This is a genomic window from Mesorhizobium sp. B2-4-14, assembly GCF_006442155.1.
Classification (GTDB): Bacteria; Pseudomonadota; Alphaproteobacteria; order Rhizobiales; family Rhizobiaceae; genus Mesorhizobium.
This window is the reverse complement of record NZ_VFVA01000010.1, coordinates 122,205-143,391: the sequence shown is the minus strand read 5'-3', so window position 1 is coordinate 143,391 and position 21,187 is coordinate 122,205. Positions and strand designations below refer to the sequence as shown.

Annotated in this window: 20 protein-coding genes and 1 pseudogene; 3 read left to right on the top strand and 18 right to left on the bottom strand. The window is 63.0% G+C overall.

From position 1 onward, the window contains the following. Positions 1 to 24: 24 nt before the first annotated feature. The 5 genes from FJ938_RS29895 to uxuA all read right to left on the bottom strand — a co-directional run bounded on the left by FJ938_RS29895 (position 25) and on the right by uxuA (position 4,693). Positions 25 to 609 carry a hypothetical protein gene (locus FJ938_RS29895; RefSeq protein WP_246671552.1) on the bottom strand — a complete coding sequence of 195 codons (585 nt, stop codon included), beginning with the start codon at positions 607 to 609 and terminating at the stop codon, positions 25 to 27. Between the two features lie 65 nt (positions 610 to 674). After that, complete coding sequence (locus FJ938_RS11820; protein WP_140610943.1) at positions 675 to 1,364, bottom strand: SDR family NAD(P)-dependent oxidoreductase; 690 nt, start codon at positions 1,362 to 1,364, stop codon at positions 675 to 677. Positions 1,365 to 1,735: 371 nt separating this feature from the next. Beyond that, positions 1,736 to 1,864: a hypothetical protein gene (locus FJ938_RS30255; protein WP_281407039.1), complete on the bottom strand. Its 129-nt coding sequence runs from the start codon at positions 1,862 to 1,864 to the stop codon at positions 1,736 to 1,738. A 37-nt stretch (positions 1,865 to 1,901) separates the two neighbouring features. After that, on the bottom strand, positions 1,902 to 3,248 hold the full coding sequence (locus FJ938_RS11815) for an FAD-binding oxidoreductase (RefSeq protein WP_140693822.1): 1,347 nt from the start codon (positions 3,246 to 3,248) through the stop codon (positions 1,902 to 1,904). Positions 3,249 to 3,508: 260 nt separating this feature from the next. Further along, the gene (uxuA, locus tag FJ938_RS11810; RefSeq protein WP_140610946.1) at positions 3,509 to 4,693 is read right to left on the bottom strand and encodes a mannonate dehydratase; all 1,185 of its coding nucleotides are present in this window, start codon (positions 4,691 to 4,693) and stop codon (positions 3,509 to 3,511) included. A gap of 101 nt (positions 4,694 to 4,794) precedes the next feature. Between uxuA and FJ938_RS11805 the strand changes: the two are divergent. Next, positions 4,795 to 5,576 (top strand): annotated as a pseudogene (locus tag FJ938_RS11805) (SDR family oxidoreductase). Between the two features lie 66 nt (positions 5,577 to 5,642). Here the strand turns inward: FJ938_RS11805 and FJ938_RS11800 are convergent. Beyond that, positions 5,643 to 6,257 carry an alpha-ketoglutarate-dependent dioxygenase AlkB gene (locus tag FJ938_RS11800; RefSeq protein ID WP_140693819.1) on the bottom strand — a complete coding sequence of 205 codons (615 nt, stop codon included), beginning with the start codon at positions 6,255 to 6,257 and terminating at the stop codon, positions 5,643 to 5,645. A 96-nt stretch (positions 6,258 to 6,353) separates the two neighbouring features. Between FJ938_RS11800 and FJ938_RS11795 the strand changes: the two genes are divergently transcribed. Further along, on the top strand, positions 6,354 to 6,596 hold the full coding sequence (locus FJ938_RS11795) for a KTSC domain-containing protein (RefSeq protein WP_348642278.1): 243 nt from the start codon (positions 6,354 to 6,356) through the stop codon (positions 6,594 to 6,596). A gap of 16 nt (positions 6,597 to 6,612) precedes the next feature. Here FJ938_RS11795 and FJ938_RS11790 read toward each other — a convergent pair whose 3' ends face one another. The 8 genes from FJ938_RS11790 to cyoA form a co-directional block, all read right to left on the bottom strand. Continuing rightward, a complete protein-coding gene (locus FJ938_RS11790) occupies positions 6,613 to 7,878 on the bottom strand; it encodes a DUF763 domain-containing protein (protein WP_140693901.1) in 1,266 nt (421 codons plus the stop codon). 134 nt (positions 7,879 to 8,012) lie between these two features. After that, positions 8,013 to 8,549, bottom strand: coding sequence for a response regulator transcription factor (locus FJ938_RS11785; protein ID WP_181169067.1), 537 nt, complete (start codon positions 8,547 to 8,549; stop codon positions 8,013 to 8,015). Next, positions 8,539 to 9,891 carry an ATP-binding protein gene (locus FJ938_RS11780; RefSeq protein WP_140693814.1) on the bottom strand — a complete coding sequence of 451 codons (1,353 nt, stop codon included), beginning with the start codon at positions 9,889 to 9,891 and terminating at the stop codon, positions 8,539 to 8,541. The genes FJ938_RS11785 and FJ938_RS11780 overlap by 11 nt, the downstream gene beginning before the upstream one ends. After that, positions 9,888 to 10,709: an SURF1 family protein gene (locus FJ938_RS11775; RefSeq protein WP_140693812.1), complete on the bottom strand. Its 822-nt coding sequence runs from the start codon at positions 10,707 to 10,709 to the stop codon at positions 9,888 to 9,890. The genes FJ938_RS11780 and FJ938_RS11775 overlap by 4 nt, the downstream gene beginning before the upstream one ends. After that, positions 10,706 to 11,083: a cytochrome o ubiquinol oxidase subunit IV gene (cyoD, locus tag FJ938_RS11770; RefSeq protein ID WP_140693809.1), complete on the bottom strand. Its 378-nt coding sequence runs from the start codon at positions 11,081 to 11,083 to the stop codon at positions 10,706 to 10,708. Before cyoD ends, FJ938_RS11775 begins: the two co-directional genes overlap by 4 nt. Beyond that, complete coding sequence (gene cyoC, locus FJ938_RS11765) at positions 11,080 to 11,706, bottom strand: cytochrome o ubiquinol oxidase subunit III (protein WP_140693807.1); 627 nt, start codon at positions 11,704 to 11,706, stop codon at positions 11,080 to 11,082. Before cyoC ends, cyoD begins: the two co-directional genes overlap by 4 nt. A gap of 9 nt (positions 11,707 to 11,715) precedes the next feature. Then, complete coding sequence (gene cyoB / locus FJ938_RS11760; protein ID WP_140693804.1) at positions 11,716 to 13,713, bottom strand: cytochrome o ubiquinol oxidase subunit I; 1,998 nt, start codon at positions 13,711 to 13,713, stop codon at positions 11,716 to 11,718. 10 nt (positions 13,714 to 13,723) lie between these two features. Continuing rightward, on the bottom strand, positions 13,724 to 14,905 hold the full coding sequence (gene cyoA, locus FJ938_RS11755) for a ubiquinol oxidase subunit II (protein ID WP_140693802.1): 1,182 nt from the start codon (positions 14,903 to 14,905) through the stop codon (positions 13,724 to 13,726). Between the two features lie 201 nt (positions 14,906 to 15,106). On the opposite strand from cyoA, the gene FJ938_RS11750 reads away from it, so the two are divergent. Then, a complete protein-coding gene (locus FJ938_RS11750; RefSeq protein WP_140693799.1) occupies positions 15,107 to 16,429 on the top strand; it encodes an MFS transporter in 1,323 nt (440 codons plus the stop codon). A 30-nt stretch (positions 16,430 to 16,459) separates the two neighbouring features. On the opposite strand, the gene fghA is transcribed toward FJ938_RS11750, so the two are convergent. From fghA to FJ938_RS11730, 4 genes are all read right to left on the bottom strand, one after another. Next, on the bottom strand, positions 16,460 to 17,302 hold the full coding sequence (gene fghA / locus FJ938_RS11745; RefSeq protein WP_140693797.1) for an S-formylglutathione hydrolase: 843 nt from the start codon (positions 17,300 to 17,302) through the stop codon (positions 16,460 to 16,462). A gap of 172 nt (positions 17,303 to 17,474) precedes the next feature. Continuing rightward, the gene (locus tag FJ938_RS11740) at positions 17,475 to 19,004 is read right to left on the bottom strand and encodes an ABC transporter permease subunit (protein WP_210241966.1); all 1,530 of its coding nucleotides are present in this window, start codon (positions 19,002 to 19,004) and stop codon (positions 17,475 to 17,477) included. Continuing rightward, entirely contained in the window at positions 19,001 to 20,035 is a 1,035-nt protein-coding gene (locus FJ938_RS11735) for a betaine/proline/choline family ABC transporter ATP-binding protein (protein WP_140693899.1), read from the bottom strand. The genes FJ938_RS11740 and FJ938_RS11735 overlap by 4 nt, the downstream gene beginning before the upstream one ends. A gap of 97 nt (positions 20,036 to 20,132) precedes the next feature. Beyond that, entirely contained in the window at positions 20,133 to 21,098 is a 966-nt protein-coding gene (locus FJ938_RS11730) for a glycine betaine ABC transporter substrate-binding protein (RefSeq protein WP_181165668.1), read from the bottom strand. Positions 21,099 to 21,187 lie beyond the last annotated feature (89 nt).

Below are 21,187 nucleotides of genomic sequence, written 5' to 3'. Positions count from 1 at the left end.
ATTCAGGCAGCTTCGACCCTCAATTTATTCCGCGGCCTTGCTGGAAGGCTGCTGGTGTTCATCGGCCTCGGCGGCTTCCTCGAGCCTGGAGGCGATCAACTCCTGAATATCGCCGACTTCCTCCTGGATGTCCTCCAACGGGATGCCGACCTCGGCCGCCTTGGCGGCGCATTCCTTGGCCAGTGTCTCGGCCTGCTTCTCGATCCTGGCATGGGCTTGGCAATGGACCTTTTCGCCGATCCATCCCCGCAAGAATTCGATCGCGTGTTCACTCATATTGCTGTTCCCTTGCGGCAAAGCCGGTTGGTAATCATAAACGTCGGCATCCAACAAAGGATGCATGCTCCCATTCCAGCCGAGTCGCGGCCAGCCGGCAAGTCGATGCCGTCCAAGGTCCACAGAGCCGAAGGAAATCGAGAGATGAAGAACATTTTCTGGTTCTGAAGGACTGTACCGTTGGCGGGATCGGTCCCGCTCCGAGCAATTGCTTCTATCTTTTACGGCTTTCAGTCCGTTTCGCATCTCAATGGCTGTCGCTACAGCCGCCTTTGGACGTTGCGCTTCAAGACGCGAGCCCGCGAGGCCGCCGCTATATAGTGATATCCTCATGCAATGTCGACTCCTCTGAACCGAGCCCGCAGGACGCTCGGAAGTCGCACATTGCGCCAGTCCTGTCAGAAGGTCTCAACCCAGGGCCTGAGTTCCATTTCCCAGGTCCAGGCGCTGCGGTGCTGGCGATGGATGGAGAGATAGGCCTGCGCGATCGCATCGGGTGACAGCCGGCGATCCTGCGGCTCGGAATCCTGCCCGGACGCGGCTGAGCCAATGGCGCCATCGATGATGAAATGCGCGACGTGGATGTTCTTCGGCGCCAGTTCACGCGCCATGGACTGCGCCAGCCCGCGCAAGCCGAATTTGGGCATTGCAAAACCGGCGGAGCCCGCGAACCCCTTCACGCTTGCCGTCGCTCCGGTGAAGAAGATCGAGCCCGCCCCCTGGGCGAGGAGCCGGTGGGTCGCCTGCTGGCCGACCAGGAAACCGCCATAAGCCCCGACCAGCAAAGCCTGCCGGACGGTCTCGGGATCGAGCTCGGCGATCGGTCCACGGGCGCGTCCGCTGGCGTTGAAGACCACCAGCGAGAGCGGACCGGCCTTGTCGGCGACATCGAACAGACGCGCCACCGACGCAGGGTCGGAGACATCCGTTGCCACAGCCTGCGCGCCTGTCTGCGCCTGCAAGGCTTCCAGCTTTTCAACGTTGCGGGCAGCCAGGACCACATGGAACCCCTCCTTCGCGAAAAGACGCGCGAGCGAGGCGCTCAAGCCGGAGCCTGCACCGGCGATGACGGCGACTTTGGATGTCATGAGACCTCTCCTTCTTTCCACTGATTGCGGCCAATGGCTGGCGCATGGCCTTTATTGAAGCTTGCCCGATCAGCGCGGCGCCGGCAACGTGCACGGCGCCCAGAAAAATGGCCGGGCGCGAAAGCGGCCCGGCCAAAAAAGAAGGTCATAACCTTCAGAGGGGAACACCGTCCGGCGAAATGGGAGGAAAACACCGAACGGATTTTTTTCTTTTGGACCGATTTCGGGCCGGATACGACGAATGATTTTCTAAAGATCTGACGATACTGCGAAAATCCTGTCCTTTCCGGTAGAAAGTCAGCCGCCCCGGATTTCCGGCTCCAGCAGATCCTCGTAGTGACGGCCGTCATTGCCCGCAAGTCTCATCGACTTCAGATTGCCGGGAAGGAAAAATCAGCCCTTCGTTGCAGCCGCAACGGGATATTTCTTTCCACTCGCGAGGGAAAGCTGATCGCGATCATGCCGCGCTGGTCTCGCGGTTCGTCAGGGTCGGCCAGCATGTCGACATCCTGGCAGAGGCCAGTCAACAAGCCAGGTCTAGAGCGACGGCCCCAACTGGATGGGGCTGCCGTCGCTGAACCGGGATAGACGGAACCTGTGAAGGCTGTGTCCTGTCTCGTTGCCCTGGATCAACTCGGATAGGATGCGGCCCATGCCAGGGCCTATGCCAAAGCCGTGGCCGCTCATCCCTGTCGCGATTACGAGACCCGGAACCGCGGCCACACGGTCGACAACAGGCACGACATCCGGCATCGCATCGATCATGCCGGCCCAGCTCGCCTTGAGCGGCACCGCGCTGAATTGCGGGAAAAGGCCCCTGAAGCCGGCATCGATGGCGCGAAGGGCCTTGGCCTCGGGAGCAGGATTGAGAACGCGCATCCTTTCGAACGGGCTTTCCTTGTCCGCATCCCATTTGCGTGGGGTCGACCAGGCGTCCGGATATGCACGGGGTGCCGCCGGCCGGTAGCGCGTGCCGAACGGATTTTCCTTCAGGGCGGGCAGATATTTCGGTGCGTGGCGAAAAGCGTCCGGCCCAACATAGAGCAGATGGCTGCCTCCTGCCGCCAGCGTGTATCCGCCATCCTTTCTGCGCCGGAATGCGATGTGTTCGTCCGCGGCGGCGCCCGCGTAGATTTCCGGCATCGGCGCGGTCGCCACGACGGTCGTTCGGACACTGAGCTGCGGGATCGAAACTCCGTGCGCGCGCAGGAATAGCGATGTCCACGCGCCGCTGGCGACAAGCACGCTCGACGTGGCGATGCGGCCTCGTTCGGTCCAGACGCCGCTGACGCGCCCGGCGGAGATATCGAGCATGCGTGCGGCACAGTTCTCGATGATGGTGACACCCTGGCGAGCGGCCAGGCGGGCAAGCGCCGGCACAGCGACCCAGGGCTCGGCACGCATGTCCGACGGCGTGGTCATGGCGCCCTTGAAGGAGCGTGACATGGTCGGGATCAGCCTCGCGGTCTCACCCTGGTCGAGAAGACGCGTGTCGACGCCATGAGCTTCGGCTATCTTCAGGAATTTGGCGAAACCGGCCATTTCCTTGTCGGTACGCGCAAGATAGGTGACGCCCGTCTGTGTCAAGCCTATGTCTTCGCCGCTTTCCTCGGCCAGTTGCCGCCAGAGACGCTGCGCTTCGATGACGATGGGCAGTTCGTCTGCGTCGCGGCCCTGCTGGCGTATCCAGCCCCAGTTGCGCGAGGACTGCTCGGCGGCGATGCGCCCCTTCTCCAGCAAAGTCACCGGTATGTTGCGCCGCGCCAGAAACAGCGCCGCGGTCACGCCGATGACGCCGCCGCCGACAATCACCACATCCGACGTCTTCGGCAGCGGCGCCTGAAACTGGATTGGAGTGGCTTCGGTGAAGGGGAAGGTCGTCAAAGAGCATTGTCCTTCTGGTACGCCACGGCCCTGCACCGATGGCTGGTCCTGGCGGCGCGAGAGTCGCTCCCCTGGGACGCCGGCACGCGTGCAGAGAGCGCTGGTCAGCACTACACCGCCGAACTCGGAAATTTGCGTGCCAGCACAATGAAATTGTTGGCCACCGAGCCAGGCTGAGCACGATCCGGAAGGGAAATCTGGGAAGATCGGGATGGAACAGGCTGGCCAGAGAAGCAGACAACAGCCCGCTTCGCTATGGCTCACGCCAGCCCGAACCGCTCCACGGCGCGCATGATGCCGCGCAGTTCGGCGAGACCCTTGAGCCGCCCGATCAACGAGTAGCCGGGATTGATCTTCTTCTTGCCGATATCGTCGGCGAGCAGATGGCCGTGATCCGGCCGCATCGGGATTTGCCAATCGGCACGGCCTTTCCCGCGACGACGCGTCTCTTCCTGCATCAACGCAAGAATGACGTGCGCCATGTCGGTGCCACCCTCGAGATGCTCAGCCTCGTAGAACGAGCCGTCCTCCTCGATGGTGATGTTGCGCAGATGCACGAAATGGATGCGCTCGGCGAATTCCTTGATCATGGCGACAATGTCGTTGTCGGCACGCGTGCCGTAGGAGCCGGTGCAGAAGGTCAGCCCATTGGCCGGGCTGTCGACGGCATTGAGAATGAAACGCGCATCCTCAGCAGTCGAAACGACACGCGGCAGGCCATAGAGCGAGAATGGCGGATCGTCGGGATGGATGCACATGCGCACCCCCTCGTCTTCGGCCGCCGGAATGATCTCGCGCAGGAACCAGGCAAGGTTGTCGCGCAACTCCGTCGGTCCGATCGCATCATATTCAGCCAAGGCCTCGCGAAAACTGTCCCTGTTATAGCTGCGCTCGGTCGCCGGCAGGCCGGCGATGAGGTTGCGCTCGATCTGGTCGATCCGCTCTGGCGTCAGCACCTTCAGCCGCTTCTCGCCCTCGGCAATGCGCGCCGGCGTATAGCTGGCGGCGCTATTCTTGCGCTGCAGCACGAAAAGATCGTAGGCGGCAAAGTCGATGGCGTCGAAGCGCAGCGCGTAGCCCGTCGTCGGCAAACGGTACATGAGGTCGGTGCGGGTCCAGTCCACCACCGGCATGAAATTGTAGCAGATCGTCTTGATGCCGGCCCTGGCGAGCGCGCGGATGCTGTCACGATAATAGCCGGCATAGCGCTCGCGTTCGGGTGCGCCGATCTTGAAGGAATTGTGGACCGGGATGCTCTCGACAACCGACCATGTCAGGCCGGCGGCCTCGATGATGCGCTTGCGCTCGAGCACATCGGCTTCAGGCCAGGCCCTGCCATCGTAGATGTGGTGAAGTGCTGAAACCACGCCGGTGGCGCCAGCCTGCTTGATGTGCTCAAGCGTCACCGGATCATCCGGCCCATACCAGCGCCAACACTGTTCCATTGCCACTTTCCTTTTTGCAAGAGACCGGCAACCTATTGTTTGATCACGATGAGTGTCAAACCAAGAACCGGTTTCCCATAGCGCATGAAGGAGCTCCCACGATGAAGGATTTCGACGGTAAGGTGGCATTGGTGACGGGGACGACCGGTATTGGCCTGGCAACCGCCAGACGCCTTGCGGCTGGAGGTGCCGCGATCATCGCCTGCGGCATCGACCGGGCCGCGAACGCGGCGATGAAGGCGGAACTGGAAAGCTTCGGGCACGCCGCGCGGATCCTGGACGTCGATGTCTCGGTTTCCGATCAGGTCCGCGACGCGATCGCGGACGGGGTCGAGCGATTTGGCGGCCTCGATGTCATCGTCAACTCAGCGGCTGTCCATCCCTACGGAACCGCGACGACGACCGACTGGGAAACCTGGAACCGGGCGATGACCGTCAATGTCGGATCGATCTATCTGACAGCGCATTTCGGCATCCCGCAGATGGTCAAGCGCGGCGGCGGCGCCATCGTCAATGTCGCCTCGGTACAGGGCTTCGCCTGCCAGCGGAACGTAGCCGCCTATGCCACGACGAAGGGCGCGATCCATACACGCGCTCGCTGGCGCTGGACTACGCCGCCGCCGGCATCCGGGTCAATTCGGTCAGCCCGGGCTCGATCCGCACCCCAATTCTCGAGCGAGCCGCACGCGGCGACAATGGCAGCGATGCCGATGTCGAAGAGGCCTACAGGCGCTTCGGCGCCGCCCATCCGCTAGGCCGGATCGGCGAGCCGGAGGAAGTGGCGGAACTCATCGCTTTCCTGTGCTCGTCGAAGGCAGGCTTCTGTACCGGCGCGGACTACAAGATCGATGGCGGCCTGACCGCCGGGATCGGCGTGAAGTAGAATCACGACGATCGGTCCTGGCCGGGGATCGTTCGCCCTGGACGATTTCCGCTTGGCCGGTCGGGCTCAGCTGTTTTGGGAACGCAATGTCCGCAAGGTGATCGAATAGCGGTGCTCGGCGAACGGCGGGATGCTGTGCTCCCATTCGGTGCGCGAAGACCCCGTCATGAGATAGGCCGACCTTGGCTCGACCAGGATGGTCCGGCGGTCCCATCCGTCACCGTTCTTTCGCCGAAGCCGGAAGCCGCAAGGCGCAAGCAGCGAGACGCCAGCGACATCTTCGAAATGCGGCTTGTCGCGATGCCAGCCGATGCCGGCACCAGGCCGGTATTCATTGATCAGCACCTGCGCGAAGGCCTCGGCAGGCCGGCGCGCAAAGGCCGCGATCTTCTCGCGCAAAGGCAACAGGAAGTCGGGGATCGGCGGCGCCTCGACGACTTCGCGCCGGTCATAATCGTAGCGCAAGCCGAACCCGACGACGCGCCGGTTTGCGAGGTGGCCATGAAAGTCGAACGCCTGGAAAGGCAGTTCTTCCAGATGCCGGGCGAGCTGTGTCTCTTCCTGCGGCGTGATTAATCCCGCCTGATAGGCAAACCCCTCCGGCAGATCCGAGGCATCGCCAAAGAGATCGTGCTGGAGTGCGACGTTGCGGGCGGTAGCTTTCGATTTGAGCGGCGACATCCCGCCTAGATGGTGAGGAGCGGACCACGAGGCAATACTGGCTCGCGCTTCCCTGCGTGACGGATAGCTGGGCGCAGCGCGGCAGGGAACCAGACCATGGCTTGCGGATTTATCTGGCTGAGCAGTCAGGTTGCCAAGATGCCGTCGACCGCAATCCGAAACATACAATACGATCCCGCGACCAGGATCCTCTCCGTCTGGTTCGTGCCCACCGGCCATCGCTACGACTACATGGACGTTGCCGCTGCGACTTATGCCGCGTTCAGGACGTCTTCCTCCAAGGGCAGCTTCTTCAACAAATTCATCCGGGATCACTATAGGTATCGTCGCGTGGCATGACGCGATGCGTCCGACGCTACTTCCCTGTCTTGTCTCGCTCGGCGGGCGTCTTGTCCGGCGCCAGCTCCCAGCCAAAGACACTGCGGCCGCCAAGCAGATGCGACTGGTCGAATTCGCCGGCGACAATCTCCTTCAGGCTGGGGCCGGTGACATACCGCTCGACCTGCCGCGACTGATCGTCGAGCCGCCTCAGAGCGCCGATTTCCTCTTCGCGACCAAGCTTGGCCTTCTGCACGGCCGACTTCAGCACACCTATCGTCTCGTCATAGACCTTGAGCGGAACAGGAAACGGGTGCCTGTCCTTGCCGCCATGCGCGAGCGAGAAACGGCCGGGATCGGAAAAACGGCACGGCGCGCCATGCACCACCTCGGCCACGAGCGCCAATGCGCGCACCGTACGCGCGCCCACACCGGGCACCAGCAGAAGCTCGGAAAAATCCGCCGGGCCGCGTTCGGCCGCCGCCGCCATGTTTCCATGCAGGCGGCGCATAACGACATCGCTTTCGCGAACATCATGGTGAGCCGGCATGACCAGATGCGGCAGCAGCGGCTGCTCCGGAGCCGATGTGGTGCCAGAACTCAGGGCAGCGAATTCCCGCAGGATGCGGTCCGGGCCGAGGTCCTGAAGCAAATCCAGCTGGCCCAGACGCGAGGCCTCGGCACGATGGTCGGTCAGGTTGACGATCTCGCCCTGGTTGGCGCCCTCAATGGCGGCGTGCGGCTGATCGACGAAGCTCTTAAGGCCTTCGGAGAGCCAATGGTAGCGGCGTGCCACCTTGCTGTCCCCGTTCATGCCTTGCTGCACCACCACCCAGTCGCTGTCATCGGTGACGATGAAGCCGTGCAGATAGAGATCGAAACCATCCTGGACCGCGGCGCTGTCCACCTTGGCGACAAGCCGGCTGACGGTGGCCAGGCGCGCGCCGTCGAAGCCGATGCGCTCGCCAATGGCGGCAAGCTCGTGCGGGGTCTTGCGCGAATGCGCGCCACGGCCGCCGCAGACGTGGATGCCGAGTTCGCCAGACAGCGGCGTGAGGCCGCGTTTCAAGGCGCCGACAACGCTGGTCGTGATGCCGGACGAGTGCCAGTCCATGCCCATGACGGCGCCGAAGGACTGGAACCAGAACGGATGCGCCAGCCGCCGCAGCAATTCGTTGCGGCCATAGTGATGGATGATCGCCTCGCACATCACGGCGCCAAGACGCGTCATGCGGTCGCCCAGCCATTTCGGCACACGTCCGCCATGAAGTGGAAGATCAGCACTGCCCGATCGTTGCGCCACGCCTGTTGCCCGTTCCGGTGTCTGTCCCGACAGATAAGTATCCCAGGCCACAGAGGGAAGCATTGAGTGCTCGCGTCTCAAGTGGTCGATAGGCCAAAACGGTTTTCGGCCGGTCCGCTGGCACGGCGTTCCGGCTATCTCACCACGCGTTTCTCGAGCTTGCGGGCCAAAGTGCGCCGGTGCAGGCCAAGCCGGCGCGCCGTTTCGGAGATGTTGAAACCGGTCTCGACGAGCGTTTCGTGGATGCGCTCCCATTCGAGGTTCTTGATCGAGGTGGGACGACTGCTCAGCGAAACGGAAACGTCGCCTTCGGCCCGGCCGAAGGCGGCTTCGATGTCATCGGTGTTGGCGGGCTTCGCCAGGTAATGGCATGCGCCAAGCTTGATCGCCTCGACCGCCGTGGCGATGCTGGCGAAGCCGGTCAGCACGACGATCCTCATCAAAGCATCACGGGCGCTCAGGAGCTTGACGCATTCCAACCCGGAGCCGCCGGCTCCCAGCTTGAGATCAACGACGGCGTAGGCCGGAACAGCGGTTTCGAGGGCGCGAGCCAAGTCTTCCCTGCCGTGGCAGACCATCACGTCGTAGTCGCGCTTTTCGAAGGAGCGCTTCAGCGTTTTCGCGAAGGTCGCGTCGTCTTCGACGATAAACAGGGATCGATCAGGCTTCATGATCATCTCCATCGGTCAGCGCCGCGAGCGGCAGCGAAAGGGTGACACAAGCCCCCTGCTCCATGTTGCGCGCCGAAAAGTCGCCTCCCAGCTTTCGAACCACATTCACCACCAGGAAAAGACCAAGGCCACCGCCGGGCCGTCCCTTGCTCGACATATAGGGCTGGCCGAGCGCGGCCAGAATACCCTCGTCGAAACCTGGCCCGCGGTCGCGCACGGCAATCACCAATTTCTCGCCCTGCCGCTCGGCGGTGACGCCGACCCAATCCTGCGATGCTTCCTGGGCGTTGTCGAACACGTTGAAGATGACCTGCTTCAGCGCCGTGTCGGACACGATCTGCTCATCGGGTTCGAAATCGTTCTTGTAATCCAGATTGAGCGGCTGGCGGCTGACGCGCCATTCCTGGACAAGATCGTCGAGGAAATGGCGGATGCTGGTGCGGATCGTGCCCTCGCCCCTCGCCTGCCCCGAAGACATGAGAATGCCCGACACGATGCTTTTGCAGCGCTCGATCTGCGCCTGCATTTCGGCCACGTCGCCGGCCAGCTCGCGGTTGCGGGTGACGCTTCGCATCTGGCGCCAGTCGGAGAGGATGACGGAGATGGTCGAAAGCGGCGTGCCCAGCTCATGCGCGGCACCCGAGGCCAGCAGGCCCATGCGCACGATGTGGTCCTCCTCGGCCGAGCGCTGGCGCAGATCGGCGAGATAGGCATCGCGTTCACGCAAATTTCGGTTGATGCGGGTCATGAAGATCACGATCAGGCCGGCCGCCAGCACGAAGCAGATGAACATGCCGCGCAAATGCAAGGCCAACAGGTCGCTGCCGCCGTGATGCGGGATCGCGATCGGCAGGAATTGGAAGATGAGGAAGACGAAGCAGGCGGAGGCGGCCACCACCAGGATCCAGGTGGACCACGGTGTCAGCAACGCGGCGCCGAGGGTGATCTGCAGCAGGTAGAGCGATACGAAGGGATTCGAGGCACCGCCGCTCAGATAAAGCTGGGTCGTCAATGCCGCCATGTCGAAGATCAGCGCGACGAACAGCTGCGCGTTGCTGATCGGCCGCTGGCCGCGCAAGACAAGGAGGCTGAAGATGTTCAGCCCGATCAGGAAAAGCACGACGCCGGCCATCTCCGGCAACGGCAGCGGGATGGCGAACCAATATTCCGTCACCAGAATGGTGAGCACCTGGCCCGCCACCGCCAGCCAGCGCAACTGGATGAGCAGAAGCAGGTTCTTCCTGTTCGCCGCGTCGGGATTGGCGACCGCGCCACCCTTGCCGACAGGGGACGCCGCCGCGAAGGACTTGTCGTTGCGAAGTGCTTGTGTCGGGATGCTCATCTTGCCGGTCCTTGCCGCCGGCGGCGTCCGAATATCGGCGCGGCCAAGGCTGCCGCGAGCATCGCAGCGAGCGTGAACCAGGTCAAAGCATAGACCAAATGGCTGTTGCGGAAATTCACGACGGTCAAACCGCCGCGCGGCCAGCCATCCGTGCCGGACGCTCCCACATCGACAAAATAGGGCGCGACGTCAGTCAGGCCGCGCGCGATCGCGATGGCGGCAACGTCCCGCGAGTACCAGCGATTGTCCGCGACGTCGTTCTTGCGCAGGAAGCCGCCGCCGGGCTCGCTCATGCGCAACAGCCCGTCAATGACGACCGGCGCGGTGAAGCCATCACCGCTCTCCCGCTCGAACTCGGCCTTGCGCTCCACGGGCACGAAACCGCGGTTGACCAGCACGACGAAGCCGCGGTCGGTTCGCATCGGCGTCAGCACCCAGTATCCGCCGCCAAGCTCCGTCACCGCCTGCACCAGCGTGCTGGCGCCGCCCAGAAAGCGTCCGGCCAGTCGCACATGGCTGTATTCGGACCCGGCCGCGGTCAAGCCGTTCCAACCGACTGGGCCAGGCGCATCGACGACGGGAGCATGGATACGTTGATCGACGCGGGCGATCAGATCGAGTTTCCAGACGCGCCTTTCCAGCTGCCAAATGCCAAGCCCGACAAACACCAGCACACCGAGGATCCCGAGCAGCAGGAGGAAAAGACGCGACGCGGGCGATCTGCCCGCGTCCTTGCGGGGCGCGGTGCGCAGACGGATGCCAGCTTGGCCGTCCCGTGCCTCGATAGTGGTCCTCCCCGCGCCCGGCGGCGGGCTCATGGCATCTCGCGCATGTCGTGAAGCCCCGGCATCATGTTGGCGTTGAGGTGGTACATCACCCAGAGCGAGCCTGTCAGTACGATGACGACCAGGATCAGCGTGAAGATCAGCGCCAGCATCGACCATCCGCCTTCCGAGGCGGTGTTCATATGCAGGAAGAAGACCATGTGGACCACGATCTGCACCGCCGCGAAAGCCATGACGACGATAGCGGTGGCCTGCTTGTTATCGATGGCGCCGGTCATGACCAGCCAGAACGGGATGGCGGTGAGGATCACCGACAGGACGAAACCGGTCAGGTAGGTTTTCGGCGTTCCGTGCGCGGCGCCGCCATGCGCGTGGCCGTGATCGGCGGCGTGATCGTGAGCGTTCATCGCAACATCCCCATCAGATAGACGAAGGTGAAGACGCCGATCCAGACGACGTCGAGGAAGTGCCAGAACATCGAGAGGCACGTCAGGCGGCGGCGGTTCGCCTCGATGAGGCCAAATCTCGCGACCTGTACCATCAGCGTCACCAGCCAGATCGTGCCGAAGGTGACATGCAGGCCGTGCGTTCCCACCAGGGTGAAGAAGGACGACAGGAAGGCGCTGCGCTGCGGCGTGGCACTCTCATGGATCATGTGGGCGAATTCGTAGAGCTCGATCGACAGGAAGGCCAGGCCGAACAGGCCGGTGACGGCGAGCCAGGCCTGTGTCGCGGCCACGCGGCCCTTGTCCATGGTCAGCATGGCAAAGCCATAGGTGATCGAGGAGAAGAGCAGCATGGCGGTGTTGACCGCCACCAGATCGAGATCGAACAGGTCCTTGGGCGCGGGACCGGCCGCGTAGTTGCCGCCGAGCACGCCATAGGCGGCGAACAGCATCGCGAAGATGAGGCAGTCGCTCATCAGGTAGAGCCAGAAGCCAAGCATGGTGCTGCTGCCTTCGGCATGCGCATGCTCTTCTTCCAGATGGAAGACCGGTTCGGTGCCGGCCGTGATTGTCCTCGATAGCATGCTCAAACCCTAGACCTGAGCGGCGAGAAGCGTCGTCCTCGCCTCTTCCGTTTGTGTGACCTCGGCCGCCGGAATGTGGAAGTCGCGGTGATAGTTGAAGGTGTGGCCGATCGCGGTGGCGATCAGACATATGAAGCTCAGCGCCGCCAGCCACCAGATGTACCAGATCATGCCGAAGCCGAGCGCGACGCTGAACGCCGCCAAGATGATGCCGGTGCCGGTGTTATCAGGCATATGGATCGGCCTGAAGCCGGAAAGCGGGCGCCGATAGCCGGCTTTCTTCATGTCCCACCAGGTATCGTTGTCGCGGATGACCGGCGTGAAAGCGAAGTTGTAGGCCGGCGGCGGCGAGGAGGTGGACCATTCGAGCGTGCGACCGCCCCACGGATCGCCGGTGACATCGACGAGTTCGGCGCGCCTGCGAATCGAGACGAAGATCTGGATCAGGAAAGCGGCGATGCCGAGGGCGATCAACACCGCGCCGAAGGCAGCTATCACGAACCATATCTGCAGCGAAGGGTCGTCGAAGACGCGCATGCGGCGCGTCACGCCCATCAGGCCCAGGATGTAAAGTGGCATGAAGGCGAACCAGAAGCCGACCACCCAGCACCAGAACGAGACCTTGCCCCAGAATGGATCGAGCTTGAATCCGAAGGCCTTGGGCCACCAGTAGGCAATGCCGGCGAACAGGCCGAACAGCACGCCGCCGATGATAACGTTGTGGAAGTGCGCGATCAGGAACAGGCTGTTGTGCAGCACGAAGTCCGCCGGCGGCACCGCCAGCAGCACGCCGGTCATGCCGCCAACGACGAAGGTGAGCATGAAGGCCACCGTCCACATCATCGGCAGTTCGAAGCGGATGCGGCCCCGATACATGGTGAACAGCCAGTTGAAGATCTTCGCCCCGGTCGGGATCGAGATGATCATCGTGGTGATGCCGAAGAAGGAATTGACGCTGGCGCCGGAGCCCATGGTGAAGAAGTGGTGCAGCCAGACAAGATACGACAGGATGGTGATGACCACCGTGGCGTAGACCATCGAGGTGTAGCCGAACAGGCGCTTGCCGGAGAAGGTCGAGGTGACCTCGGAAAAAACGCCGAACAGCGGCAGGATGAGGATGTAGACTTCCGGGTGACCCCATATCCAGATGAGGTTCACATACATCATCGGGTTGCCGCCGAAGTCGTTGGTGAAGAAGTTGGTGCCGACATAGCGGTCGAGCGACAGCATCGCGAGCACCGCCGTCAGCACCGGGAAGGACGCCACGATCAGCACGTTGGTGCAAAGCGACGTCCAGGTGAAGATAGGCATGCGCATCATCGTCATGCCGGGCGCGCGCATCTTGATGATCGTGCAGATCAGGTTGATGCCCGACAGCGTCGTGCCGACGCCCGCCACCTGCAGCGCCCAGATGTAATAGTCGACGCCGACGTCAGGACTGTAGCCGATGCCGGAGAGCGGCGGATAAGCGAGCCAGCCGGTGCGGGCGAATTCACCGACGAACAGCGACGCCATGACCAGGATAGCGCCGCCGACCGTCATCCAGAAGCTGAAATTGTTGAGGAAGGGGAAGGAGACGTCGCGCGCGCCGATCTGCAGCGGCACGACGAAGTTCATCAGCCCGGTGACGAAGGGCATCGCCACGAAGAAGATCATGATCACGCCATGGGCGGTGAATATCTGGTCGTAGTGATGCGAGTTGAGGTAGCCCTCGGAGCCGTTGAAGGCGATGGCTTGCTGGAGCCGCATCATGATGGCGTCCGAGAAGCCGCGCAGCAGCATGACCAGTCCCAACACCATGTACATGATGCCGATCTTCTTATGGTCGACGCTGGTGAACCACTCGCGCCAGAGATAGCCCCACAGCTTGAAATAGGTGATCGCGCCGAGAAGGGCGATGCCACCGAGCGCGACCGCGACGAAGGTGGCGACGACGATCGGCTCATGCAGGGGCAGCGATTCCCAGGTGAGACGGCCGAAGATGAACTTGGTCAAAGAGTCGGGCATCGGCTATCTCTCACAATTCGCGCCGCAACAGGCCGAGCGGCGGCGTACCCGCTTCGGCGCGACGGCTCTCGGTCCCGGGGCGCAGCAGCCCCGCCCCGCGTAGTGGGGAAAGATCCTTCGCCGGCCAGTTTGTCGGCGTGGCATCGCCGGCGGCGCGCGCCGCGGCGGCAGCCTCCTCCGCCGTGCAGATGCTGGCGACATAGGACGGATCGTTGCCGAATATCGCGCCGCGCCGGGCGAGCTTGTCATATTGCAGCGGCAGCGTGTTGCGGACGCCCGCGAGACCAAGGCCACCCTTGGCATCGATGGACATCATCTCGTTCATGCACATCTTGCCGCGCTCGACGCACAAATTGAGGATGGCGCCATAAAGGTCGGGATCGACGGAAGCGTAGTGGCGGACCGGTTCGTTCTCGCTCAGCTTTTCGAGTTCGAGATAGCTGTCGCGGTTGAGCGCCGCCGACGCGGTCCTGGTCTGCGCCACCCATTGGTCGAAAGCCTGGTCGGACAGACCGTGGAAGGCGAAACGCATCCCCGAAAAACCGGCGCCGCTGTAGTTGGCCGAGAAGCCGCTATAGGTGCCCGGCTGGTTGATGACGGCGTGCAGCTTCGTCTCCATGCCGGGCATGGCATAGATCTGTCCGGCAAGTGCCGGAATATAGAAGGAATTCATCACCGCCGACGAGGTGATGCGGAAATCGATCGGCTGGTTGACCGGCGCCGCCAGCTCGTTGACGGAGGCGATGCCGTAGTCCGGATAGATGAAGAGCCATTTCCAGTCGAGCGCCACGACCTCGACCTTGAGAGGCTTGTGCAGTTGGGTGACGGGCTGGCCGGACTCGATCCGGTCGATCCGGCGGTATGGGTCGAGCAGGTGCGTGCCGAGCCAGGTCAGCGCGCCAAGGCATATGATGATGAGCAGAGGGGCGGCCCAGATCACCAGTTCCAGTTTCGTCGAATGATCCCAGTCCGGTGCATACGTCGCCGACGCGTTGGATTGCCGGTAGCGCCAGGCGAAAAAGACAGTCAGAGCCATGACCGGCACGATGATGACCAGCATCAGCAAGGTCGAGACCACGAGCAGGTCGCGCTGCTGGGCCGCGACGTCGCCCGCGGGCGCCAGCACGACCAAATCGCAGCCGCTCAACAGCCCGGCCACGGGAAACAGAAGCAAGGCTCCAAATCGTTTCATCAAACGCTGCCCTCGATGGATCGCGGCAACACTCATGTTGCAATGCGGTATCGATCAAGGGCTACTGCCGGCCGACGCGCGGTGACATTGGACAATTTGTCCAATGCCCAGCCGGGGTGGCTTTAGCACAGTGTGCGGCGCACGATGGGATCCCGGGAATTAGGTCCCAGACACCTCATTCCACTCAGTGGCGACGGACAAATGGCTCAGACTTCGAGTGCCGAAACGAACAGCGGGCTGATCGGCTCGGATCATGGCCAGGTCAGCGCGGGCGATATCGCGGTCGGCGTGATCGTGGGCAGGACGTCGGAATTCTTCGACTTCTTCGTCTATGCGATCGCCTCCGTCATCGTATTTCCCAAGCTTATGTTTCCGGCGCACGATCCGCTCGTCGGCACGCTCTACTCCTTCTGCATCTTCGCGCTGGCCTTCGTCGCGCGCCCATTCGGCTCCGTGCTGTTCATGGCGGTCGATCGCGCCCATGGCCGCGGCGCGAAACTGACGATCGCGCTGTTCCTGCTCGGCACGTCGACCGTCGCCATCGCGTTTCTGCCTGGCTATGGCGACATAGGTGCTGTCGCCGTCTGGCTGCTGGCGCTGGCCCGCATTGGACAGGGGCTGGCGCTTGGCGGTACATGGGACGGGCTGCCCTCGCTGCTGGCGCTGAACGCGCCGCGGAACCGGCGCGGCTTCTATGCCATGATCCCGCAACTGGGCGCGCCGATCGGCCTCATCGTGGCGAGTTCCCTTTTTGCCTTCTTCGTCGCCAACCTGTCGGCCGACGACTTCTTCTCGTGGGGCTGGCGCTATCCCTTCTTCGTCGCCTTCGCCATCAATGTCGTGGCCCTGTTCGCCAGGCTGCGCATCGTCGTCACACCCGAATTCGCAAGATTGTACGAGAGCGGGGACCTGCAGCCGACCCGCATCAGGGACACGATCAGGGCCGAAGGCCGCAACGTCGTCGTCGGCGCCTTCGCACCCCTGGCGAGTTTCGCCCTGTTCCACATGGTGACGGTGTTTCCGCTCTCCTGGGTGTTCCTGTTCACCAATGAGGGACCAGCGCGTTTCCTGGTGATCGAGGCGGTGAGCGCGCTGTTCGGCATTGCGGCCATCGTCGCATCGGGGCCGCTGGCCGACCGCGTCGGACGCCGCGCGCTGCTCGGCGGCTCGGCGATCGCGATCGCGACATTCAGCGGTTTTGCCCCGCAGCTCCTCGATGGCGGCACCATCGGCGAGGCCCTGTTCATGGTGCTGGGTTTCATCCTCCTGGGGCTGAGTTTCGGGCAATCGTCCGGCGTCGTCGCATCGAGCTTTTCCCGGCGGTATCGCTATACCGGCTCGGCGATAACCTCTGATCTGGCATGGATGTTCGGCGCCGGCTTCGCGCCGCTCGCAGCGCTGCTGCTGGCCGGCAATTTCGGCCTCATCGCCGCCGGTGCTTATTTGCTCTCGGGCGCGGGCTGCACATTGCTTGCCCTGTGGATCGACGGGCGGCGCCCAGTCGCGGACCGTCGGGCCGACTGACCAGGCACGACGACGGACGTTGGCCCCGGATCAGAGCCTTTGGGCGTGCCACTTCAGATGGTCGTCCATGAACGTCGAAATGAAGAAATACGAGTGATCATAGCCGTCCTGCATGCGCAGTATCAGGGGAATGCCGGCCTTGGCGCAGGCTGCTTCCAGGAGCCACGGCCTCAGCCCATCATTGAGAAATCCGTCCGACTTCCCTTGATCGACGAGGAACTCCGGGAAGCGGTGACCGTCCTCGATGAGCGAGGTGGCATCCCAGTTCCGCCATGACGCCTCATCCGCGCCGAGATATTTCTCGAAGGCCGGCCTCGACCAGCCGGCGGTGCTTGGCTGCACGATCGGCGCAAACGCCGAGCAGCTCTTGAAGCGCTCGGGATTTTTTAGCGCAATCGTCAGCGCGCCATGCCCACCCATCGAGTGGCCAAAGATCGCCTGGCGCGTCATGTCGGCCGGAAATTCCTGCGTGATCAACGCCGGCAGTTCCTCGGTGACATAGGAATACATGCGATAGTTCCTGGCGTAGGGCGCTTGGGTCGCATCGACGTAGAAGCCGGCGCCGCTGCCGAACTGCCAATTCTCCTTCTCGTCGGGGATATCGGCGCCGCGGGGGCTGGTGTCGGGACAGACGACGATCAGGCCAAGCTCTGCGGCCATCCGCCTGTACTCGCCCTTGTCCATTACATTGGCATGGGTGCAGGTCAGGCCGGAGAGGTACCATACGACCGGACAAGGTTTTTCACGGGCCTGCGGCGGCACGAAAACGGCAAAAATCATGTCGCAGGAGCAGGCATCGGAAGCGTGGGAATAGACGCCCTGCACGCCGCCATGCGACCTGGCAGAGGAGATGGTCTTCATCCGGTCCGACATGTGGTTCTTCTCCGCCTTTGGATTGTTCACGGGCGCCTGTCTAAGGCATTGACCCGGATCACGGCAAGGCTGGTGGATTGGACCATGACCGGCGGCGCGCGCATTTTTTTGCGCCGCCGCTGTTGCGATCTTGCATGTCCTGAAGTTGGCCGCAACGCGAGGAGCCCGGAGGCTACCGGCTGGGCCTTCCCTGCACGATCCGGTCGATGATCATGGCGCAGAGCAAAATCGCGAAACCCGCCAGCAGCCCCTGCCCCACCGCCGCATATTGAAGGGCGTTCAAGACGTCCTCGCCGAGTCCCTTGGCACCGATCAGCGAGGCGATGACGACCATGGACAGGCACATCAATATGGTCTGGTTGATGCCAGCCATGATCGAGGGCATCGCAAGCGGCAGGTCCACCCGCGTCAGCAGAAACCACCTTGTGGCGCCATAGGCTTGTGCGGCTTCGCGGACGGCCGGCGGCACACCTTGCAGGCCAAGCGCCGTCAAACGTACCACGGGCGGCGTGCCGAAGATCAAGGTGGCGATCACGCCGGGGGGTTTGCCGATGCCGAACAAAGCGATCACGGGGATGAGATAGACGAAGGCGGGCATGGTCTGCATGAAGTCCAGCACCGGCCGCAATGCCGTGTAGACACGCGGCCTGCGCCCACACCAGATGCCGAGCGGAATGCCGATGGCCAGGCAAAGGACCGCGGCAGTGCCCAGCAAGGCCACTGTTTCAAGGCTTTTTTCCCAGAAGCCGAGCACGGCGAGATAGGCCAGTGCGGCTGCGGTGAAGATGGCGACGCGCGGCCCCGCCAATTGCCAGGCAAGGACGAGGATGATCGCCATCGTCACCGGCCAGGGCATTCCCGTCAGCGCATAGGCCAGGCCGTCGAGAACCAGGGATATCGCCCCCGTGACCACGCCGAACACGCCTTCTCCGCTATGCGATATCGCCGCCATCAAGCCATCCAGTCCGGAGGACAGGGCGGCCTGCCAGTCATGATTGGACGGCGCGACGGTGAGCCAGGCGGCCGGTGCCGCGACGGCGAAGCGATAGACGGAAAGCCCGTAGGCGAGGAGACAGAAGACGAGCGCTCCCGTGGCGAGCGGATAATCGAGCCCGTGCCGCAGCGTGGGCTGCGAGCGCCATCGCGCGAACCGCCGCTCAAGCATCCTGTTGGCGAGAAACCCGGTGATGAGCTTGGCAACAAACAGCGTGAGGAGACCCGCTCCGATCAGCAGCGGCACTTTCGCCCTCGCCGTTTCGACCTGCTGCCGGGCGGCGCTCGCGGCCTTCTCCAAGGCCGCCGCGGACGATTTCAGGCCTTCGGCATTGTCGGCTCCCGCCGCCGTCGCGGCTTTCGCCTGCTCGGCGCGTGCTTCGGCCTGCTTGGTGAGCCGTTCGGCCCGTGCCATCTCCGCTCCGCCCAGATTACCAGCCGCGCCAACGCCGATCTGAACCACCGCCAGCATCTCGAGGAAGAAGGCGATCCAGAACAGCACCATTGTGCCACGGGCGGCCGCCCACACCGGACCCAGCAGCGCCGCCGCGACGTTGAACGGCCAGACGGCATTTCGCGCGTCCCTGATGCGGGCGAACATCTCGACGTAATAGGCCGAATTCTGGACCACGAAATCCCGGACAAGACCTTCTTCCGACGACCGGTCGTGCCCGACCATCGGCTTGGCTACCGGATCATGAGCGTTCACGGTCGTGCGCCCTTTCTCAAACCCTCGAGGAGAGCTTGCCTGTCGACGATGCCGACAATCCCGCCGCCATCGGTTACCGCCAGTGGAGCGGCATCCTGGGCGGCGAGTTCGACAAGCTCGGCCAGCGGCTGCTGCGAGGCGACCTTGCGCAACCGATCGATATCCAGCATTGAGCGATCCCGTGCCCTGAAGCTCTCGACGGGTTCCATGATGCGCCGCGCGGTGATGACCGTCAGGCGCGAAATGTCGGCGACGAACTTTGCCACGTATTCGTGCTTCGGCGCGGTGACGATCTCCTCGGGCGTGTCGATCTGGATGATGACACCATCCTTCATGATCGCGATGCGGTCGCCGATGCGGATCGCCTCGTCGAGATCATGCGTGATGAAGACGACCGTCTTGCCTATCGATCGTGACAGGGCGAGGAATTCGTCTTGAAGCTGCCGCCTTATCAGCGGGTCAAGCGCGCTGAACGGCTCGTCCATCAAGAGAATCGCCGAATCCGCGGCCAGCGCCCGAGCCAGCCCGACGCGCTGCTGCATGCCGCCCGAAAGCTCATGGCAATAGCGATCGCCCCAGCCGGACAGGTTGACCTTGGCGAGCGCCGCCTCGGCGACGTCGAAGCGACGCTGCTTGCTTGCCGCCTGGATTTCCAGCGGCAGGGCGACATTGTCGCGAACCGTCCGGTGTGGAAGCAGGCCGAAGCTTTGAAACACCATGCCGATCTTGCGGGACCGCAGCGCCCTGAGTTCGGACGGCGTCTTGGCCATGATGTCCTCGCCGTCGACGAAAATCTTGCCGGCCGAGGGTTCGAGAAGACGGTTGATATGGCGGATCAGCGTCGATTTCCCGCTGCCCGAAAGCCCCATGACGCAGAAGATCTCCCCTGGGGCGACCGAGATGCTGACGTCGGCCACGCCGACCACGCAGCCGAAGCGCTTGACCACCTCGTCCTTGTCGAGGTGCTCGCGCAGGATAGCCGTCATCGCCTCCGGCGCGCGGGCGCCGAAGACTTTCCAGACACCGTTCATGACAATGGCGGCGGGACCGGCGGCGGCGTCCACGTTTATCGATCCCGCCTGGGGGCCAACAGGTGATGCAGGCTGCAGACCGTGCGCCGAGCGACCGTCAGTGGCCGAACCACTTCGCCACGTCCTGAGGATGGGCCTTGATCCATTCCTTGGCCACATCGTCCGCCGGTTTCTTGTCGACGATGATTGAATACGCCCATTTGCTGATGTCGTCCGGGTTGAAGGCGATGCGCTCCAGCGCCGCGGTCAGGTCCGGCTGGCGTTGCGCAAGCGAGGCAGCATAAGCAACGTGCACGGTTGTGTCAGCATAGGCGGATGAGACTTTCGACTTTTCAAACCATTGCGGGTCGTCATTGGGCTGCACGACGACAAATTTCGCCGGATCGTTTTTCGGCTCGGTCAGGAAGGCGAGCTTATAGCGGGCGAAATTCTGGTGCGGGCTGTAGCAATAGCCGACCCATGGCTTGTCGGCCTTGGCGGCGCGGTCAAGCGAAGCCGCCGCCACCGCTTCATCGGTTACCTGAAGGTCGAAGAAATCGGCAAAACCGTAGTCGCGCGCCCGAACCTTCTCGATGTTGGTCGATTGCCAGCCTGATGCGCCGATCCAGATTTCACCCTTGCCGTCACCATTGGTGTCGAAAAGCTTGGCATTGTCCGGGTTCGCGAGATCCGAAACATCCTTGATACCATATTTGTCGACGGTGACCTGGGTGACGCAATAGCCCTGCTTGGCCTCGTAGCCATTTTGCGCAAGCTTCACGGTGCCGGCGCCCTTCACATATTTGTCGACGAGGCCCTGCTGGTTCGGCAGCCAGACGTCCGGCCAGATATCCACCTCGCCCTTGTTGCGGCTCATCGCTTCCCAGATCACCGGGACGGCGGTGGTGGTCACCGTCGAAACCTCCAGCCCCAATTCCTGTTGGGCGGCGTCCTTGATGACGTTCATGACCGCTGTCGCGGTGGCGTAGTTCGGATCAGGCATCGTCACGTCCGCGGCGAGCGCCGAAGACACCGGCATCAGCAACAGAGCGCCGAATGCCGTTTCGAGTAGGTAGCGTTTCATGATGTTCCCCATTGCGCTGATTTCGTTCAGTCTATCCATCAGGTTAGCGGAACGCGCGGCCAATCCATCCCAAAATTCCTCGCATTAGG

Bases quoted from the DNA above. Each gene is read 5' to 3' on its own strand.
- cyoA (WP_140693802.1), bottom strand. From the start codon at position 14,905: ATGAAACGATTTGGAGCCTTGCTTCTGTTTCCCGTGGCCGGGCTGTTG.
- FJ938_RS11795 (WP_348642278.1), top strand. From the start codon at position 6,354: ATGGCTTGCGGATTTATCTGGCTGAGCAGTCAGGTTGCCAAGATGCCG.
- cyoB (WP_140693804.1), bottom strand. From the start codon at position 13,713: ATGCCCGACTCTTTGACCAAGTTCATCTTCGGCCGTCTCACCTGGGAA.
- FJ938_RS11735 (WP_140693899.1), bottom strand. From the start codon at position 20,035: ATGAACGGTGTCTGGAAAGTCTTCGGCGCCCGCGCGCCGGAGGCGATG.
- FJ938_RS11780 (WP_140693814.1), bottom strand. From the start codon at position 9,891: ATGAGCATCCCGACACAAGCACTTCGCAACGACAAGTCCTTCGCGGCG.
- cyoD (WP_140693809.1), bottom strand. From the start codon at position 11,083: ATGAACGCTCACGATCACGCCGCCGATCACGGCCACGCGCATGGCGGC.
- FJ938_RS11800 (WP_140693819.1), bottom strand. From the start codon at position 6,257: ATGTCGCCGCTCAAATCGAAAGCTACCGCCCGCAACGTCGCACTCCAG.
- cyoC (WP_140693807.1), bottom strand. From the start codon at position 11,706: ATGCTATCGAGGACAATCACGGCCGGCACCGAACCGGTCTTCCATCTG.
- FJ938_RS30255 (WP_281407039.1), bottom strand. From the start codon at position 1,864: ATGCTGGCCGACCCTGACGAACCGCGAGACCAGCGCGGCATGATCGCG.
- fghA (WP_140693797.1), bottom strand. From the start codon at position 17,302: ATGTCGGACCGGATGAAGACCATCTCCTCTGCCAGGTCGCATGGCGGC.
- FJ938_RS11775 (WP_140693812.1), bottom strand. From the start codon at position 10,709: ATGAGCCCGCCGCCGGGCGCGGGGAGGACCACTATCGAGGCACGGGAC.
- FJ938_RS29895 (WP_246671552.1), bottom strand. From the start codon at position 609: ATGAGGATATCACTATATAGCGGCGGCCTCGCGGGCTCGCGTCTTGAA.
- FJ938_RS11785 (WP_181169067.1), bottom strand. From the start codon at position 8,549: ATGAAGCCTGATCGATCCCTGTTTATCGTCGAAGACGACGCGACCTTC.
- FJ938_RS11820 (WP_140610943.1), bottom strand. From the start codon at position 1,364: ATGACATCCAAAGTCGCCGTCATCGCCGGTGCAGGCTCCGGCTTGAGC.
- FJ938_RS11750 (WP_140693799.1), top strand. From the start codon at position 15,107: ATGGCTCAGACTTCGAGTGCCGAAACGAACAGCGGGCTGATCGGCTCG.
- uxuA (WP_140610946.1), bottom strand. From the start codon at position 4,693: ATGGAACAGTGTTGGCGCTGGTATGGGCCGGATGATCCGGTGACGCTT.
- FJ938_RS11730 (WP_181165668.1), bottom strand. From the start codon at position 21,098: ATGAAACGCTACCTACTCGAAACGGCATTCGGCGCTCTGTTGCTGATG.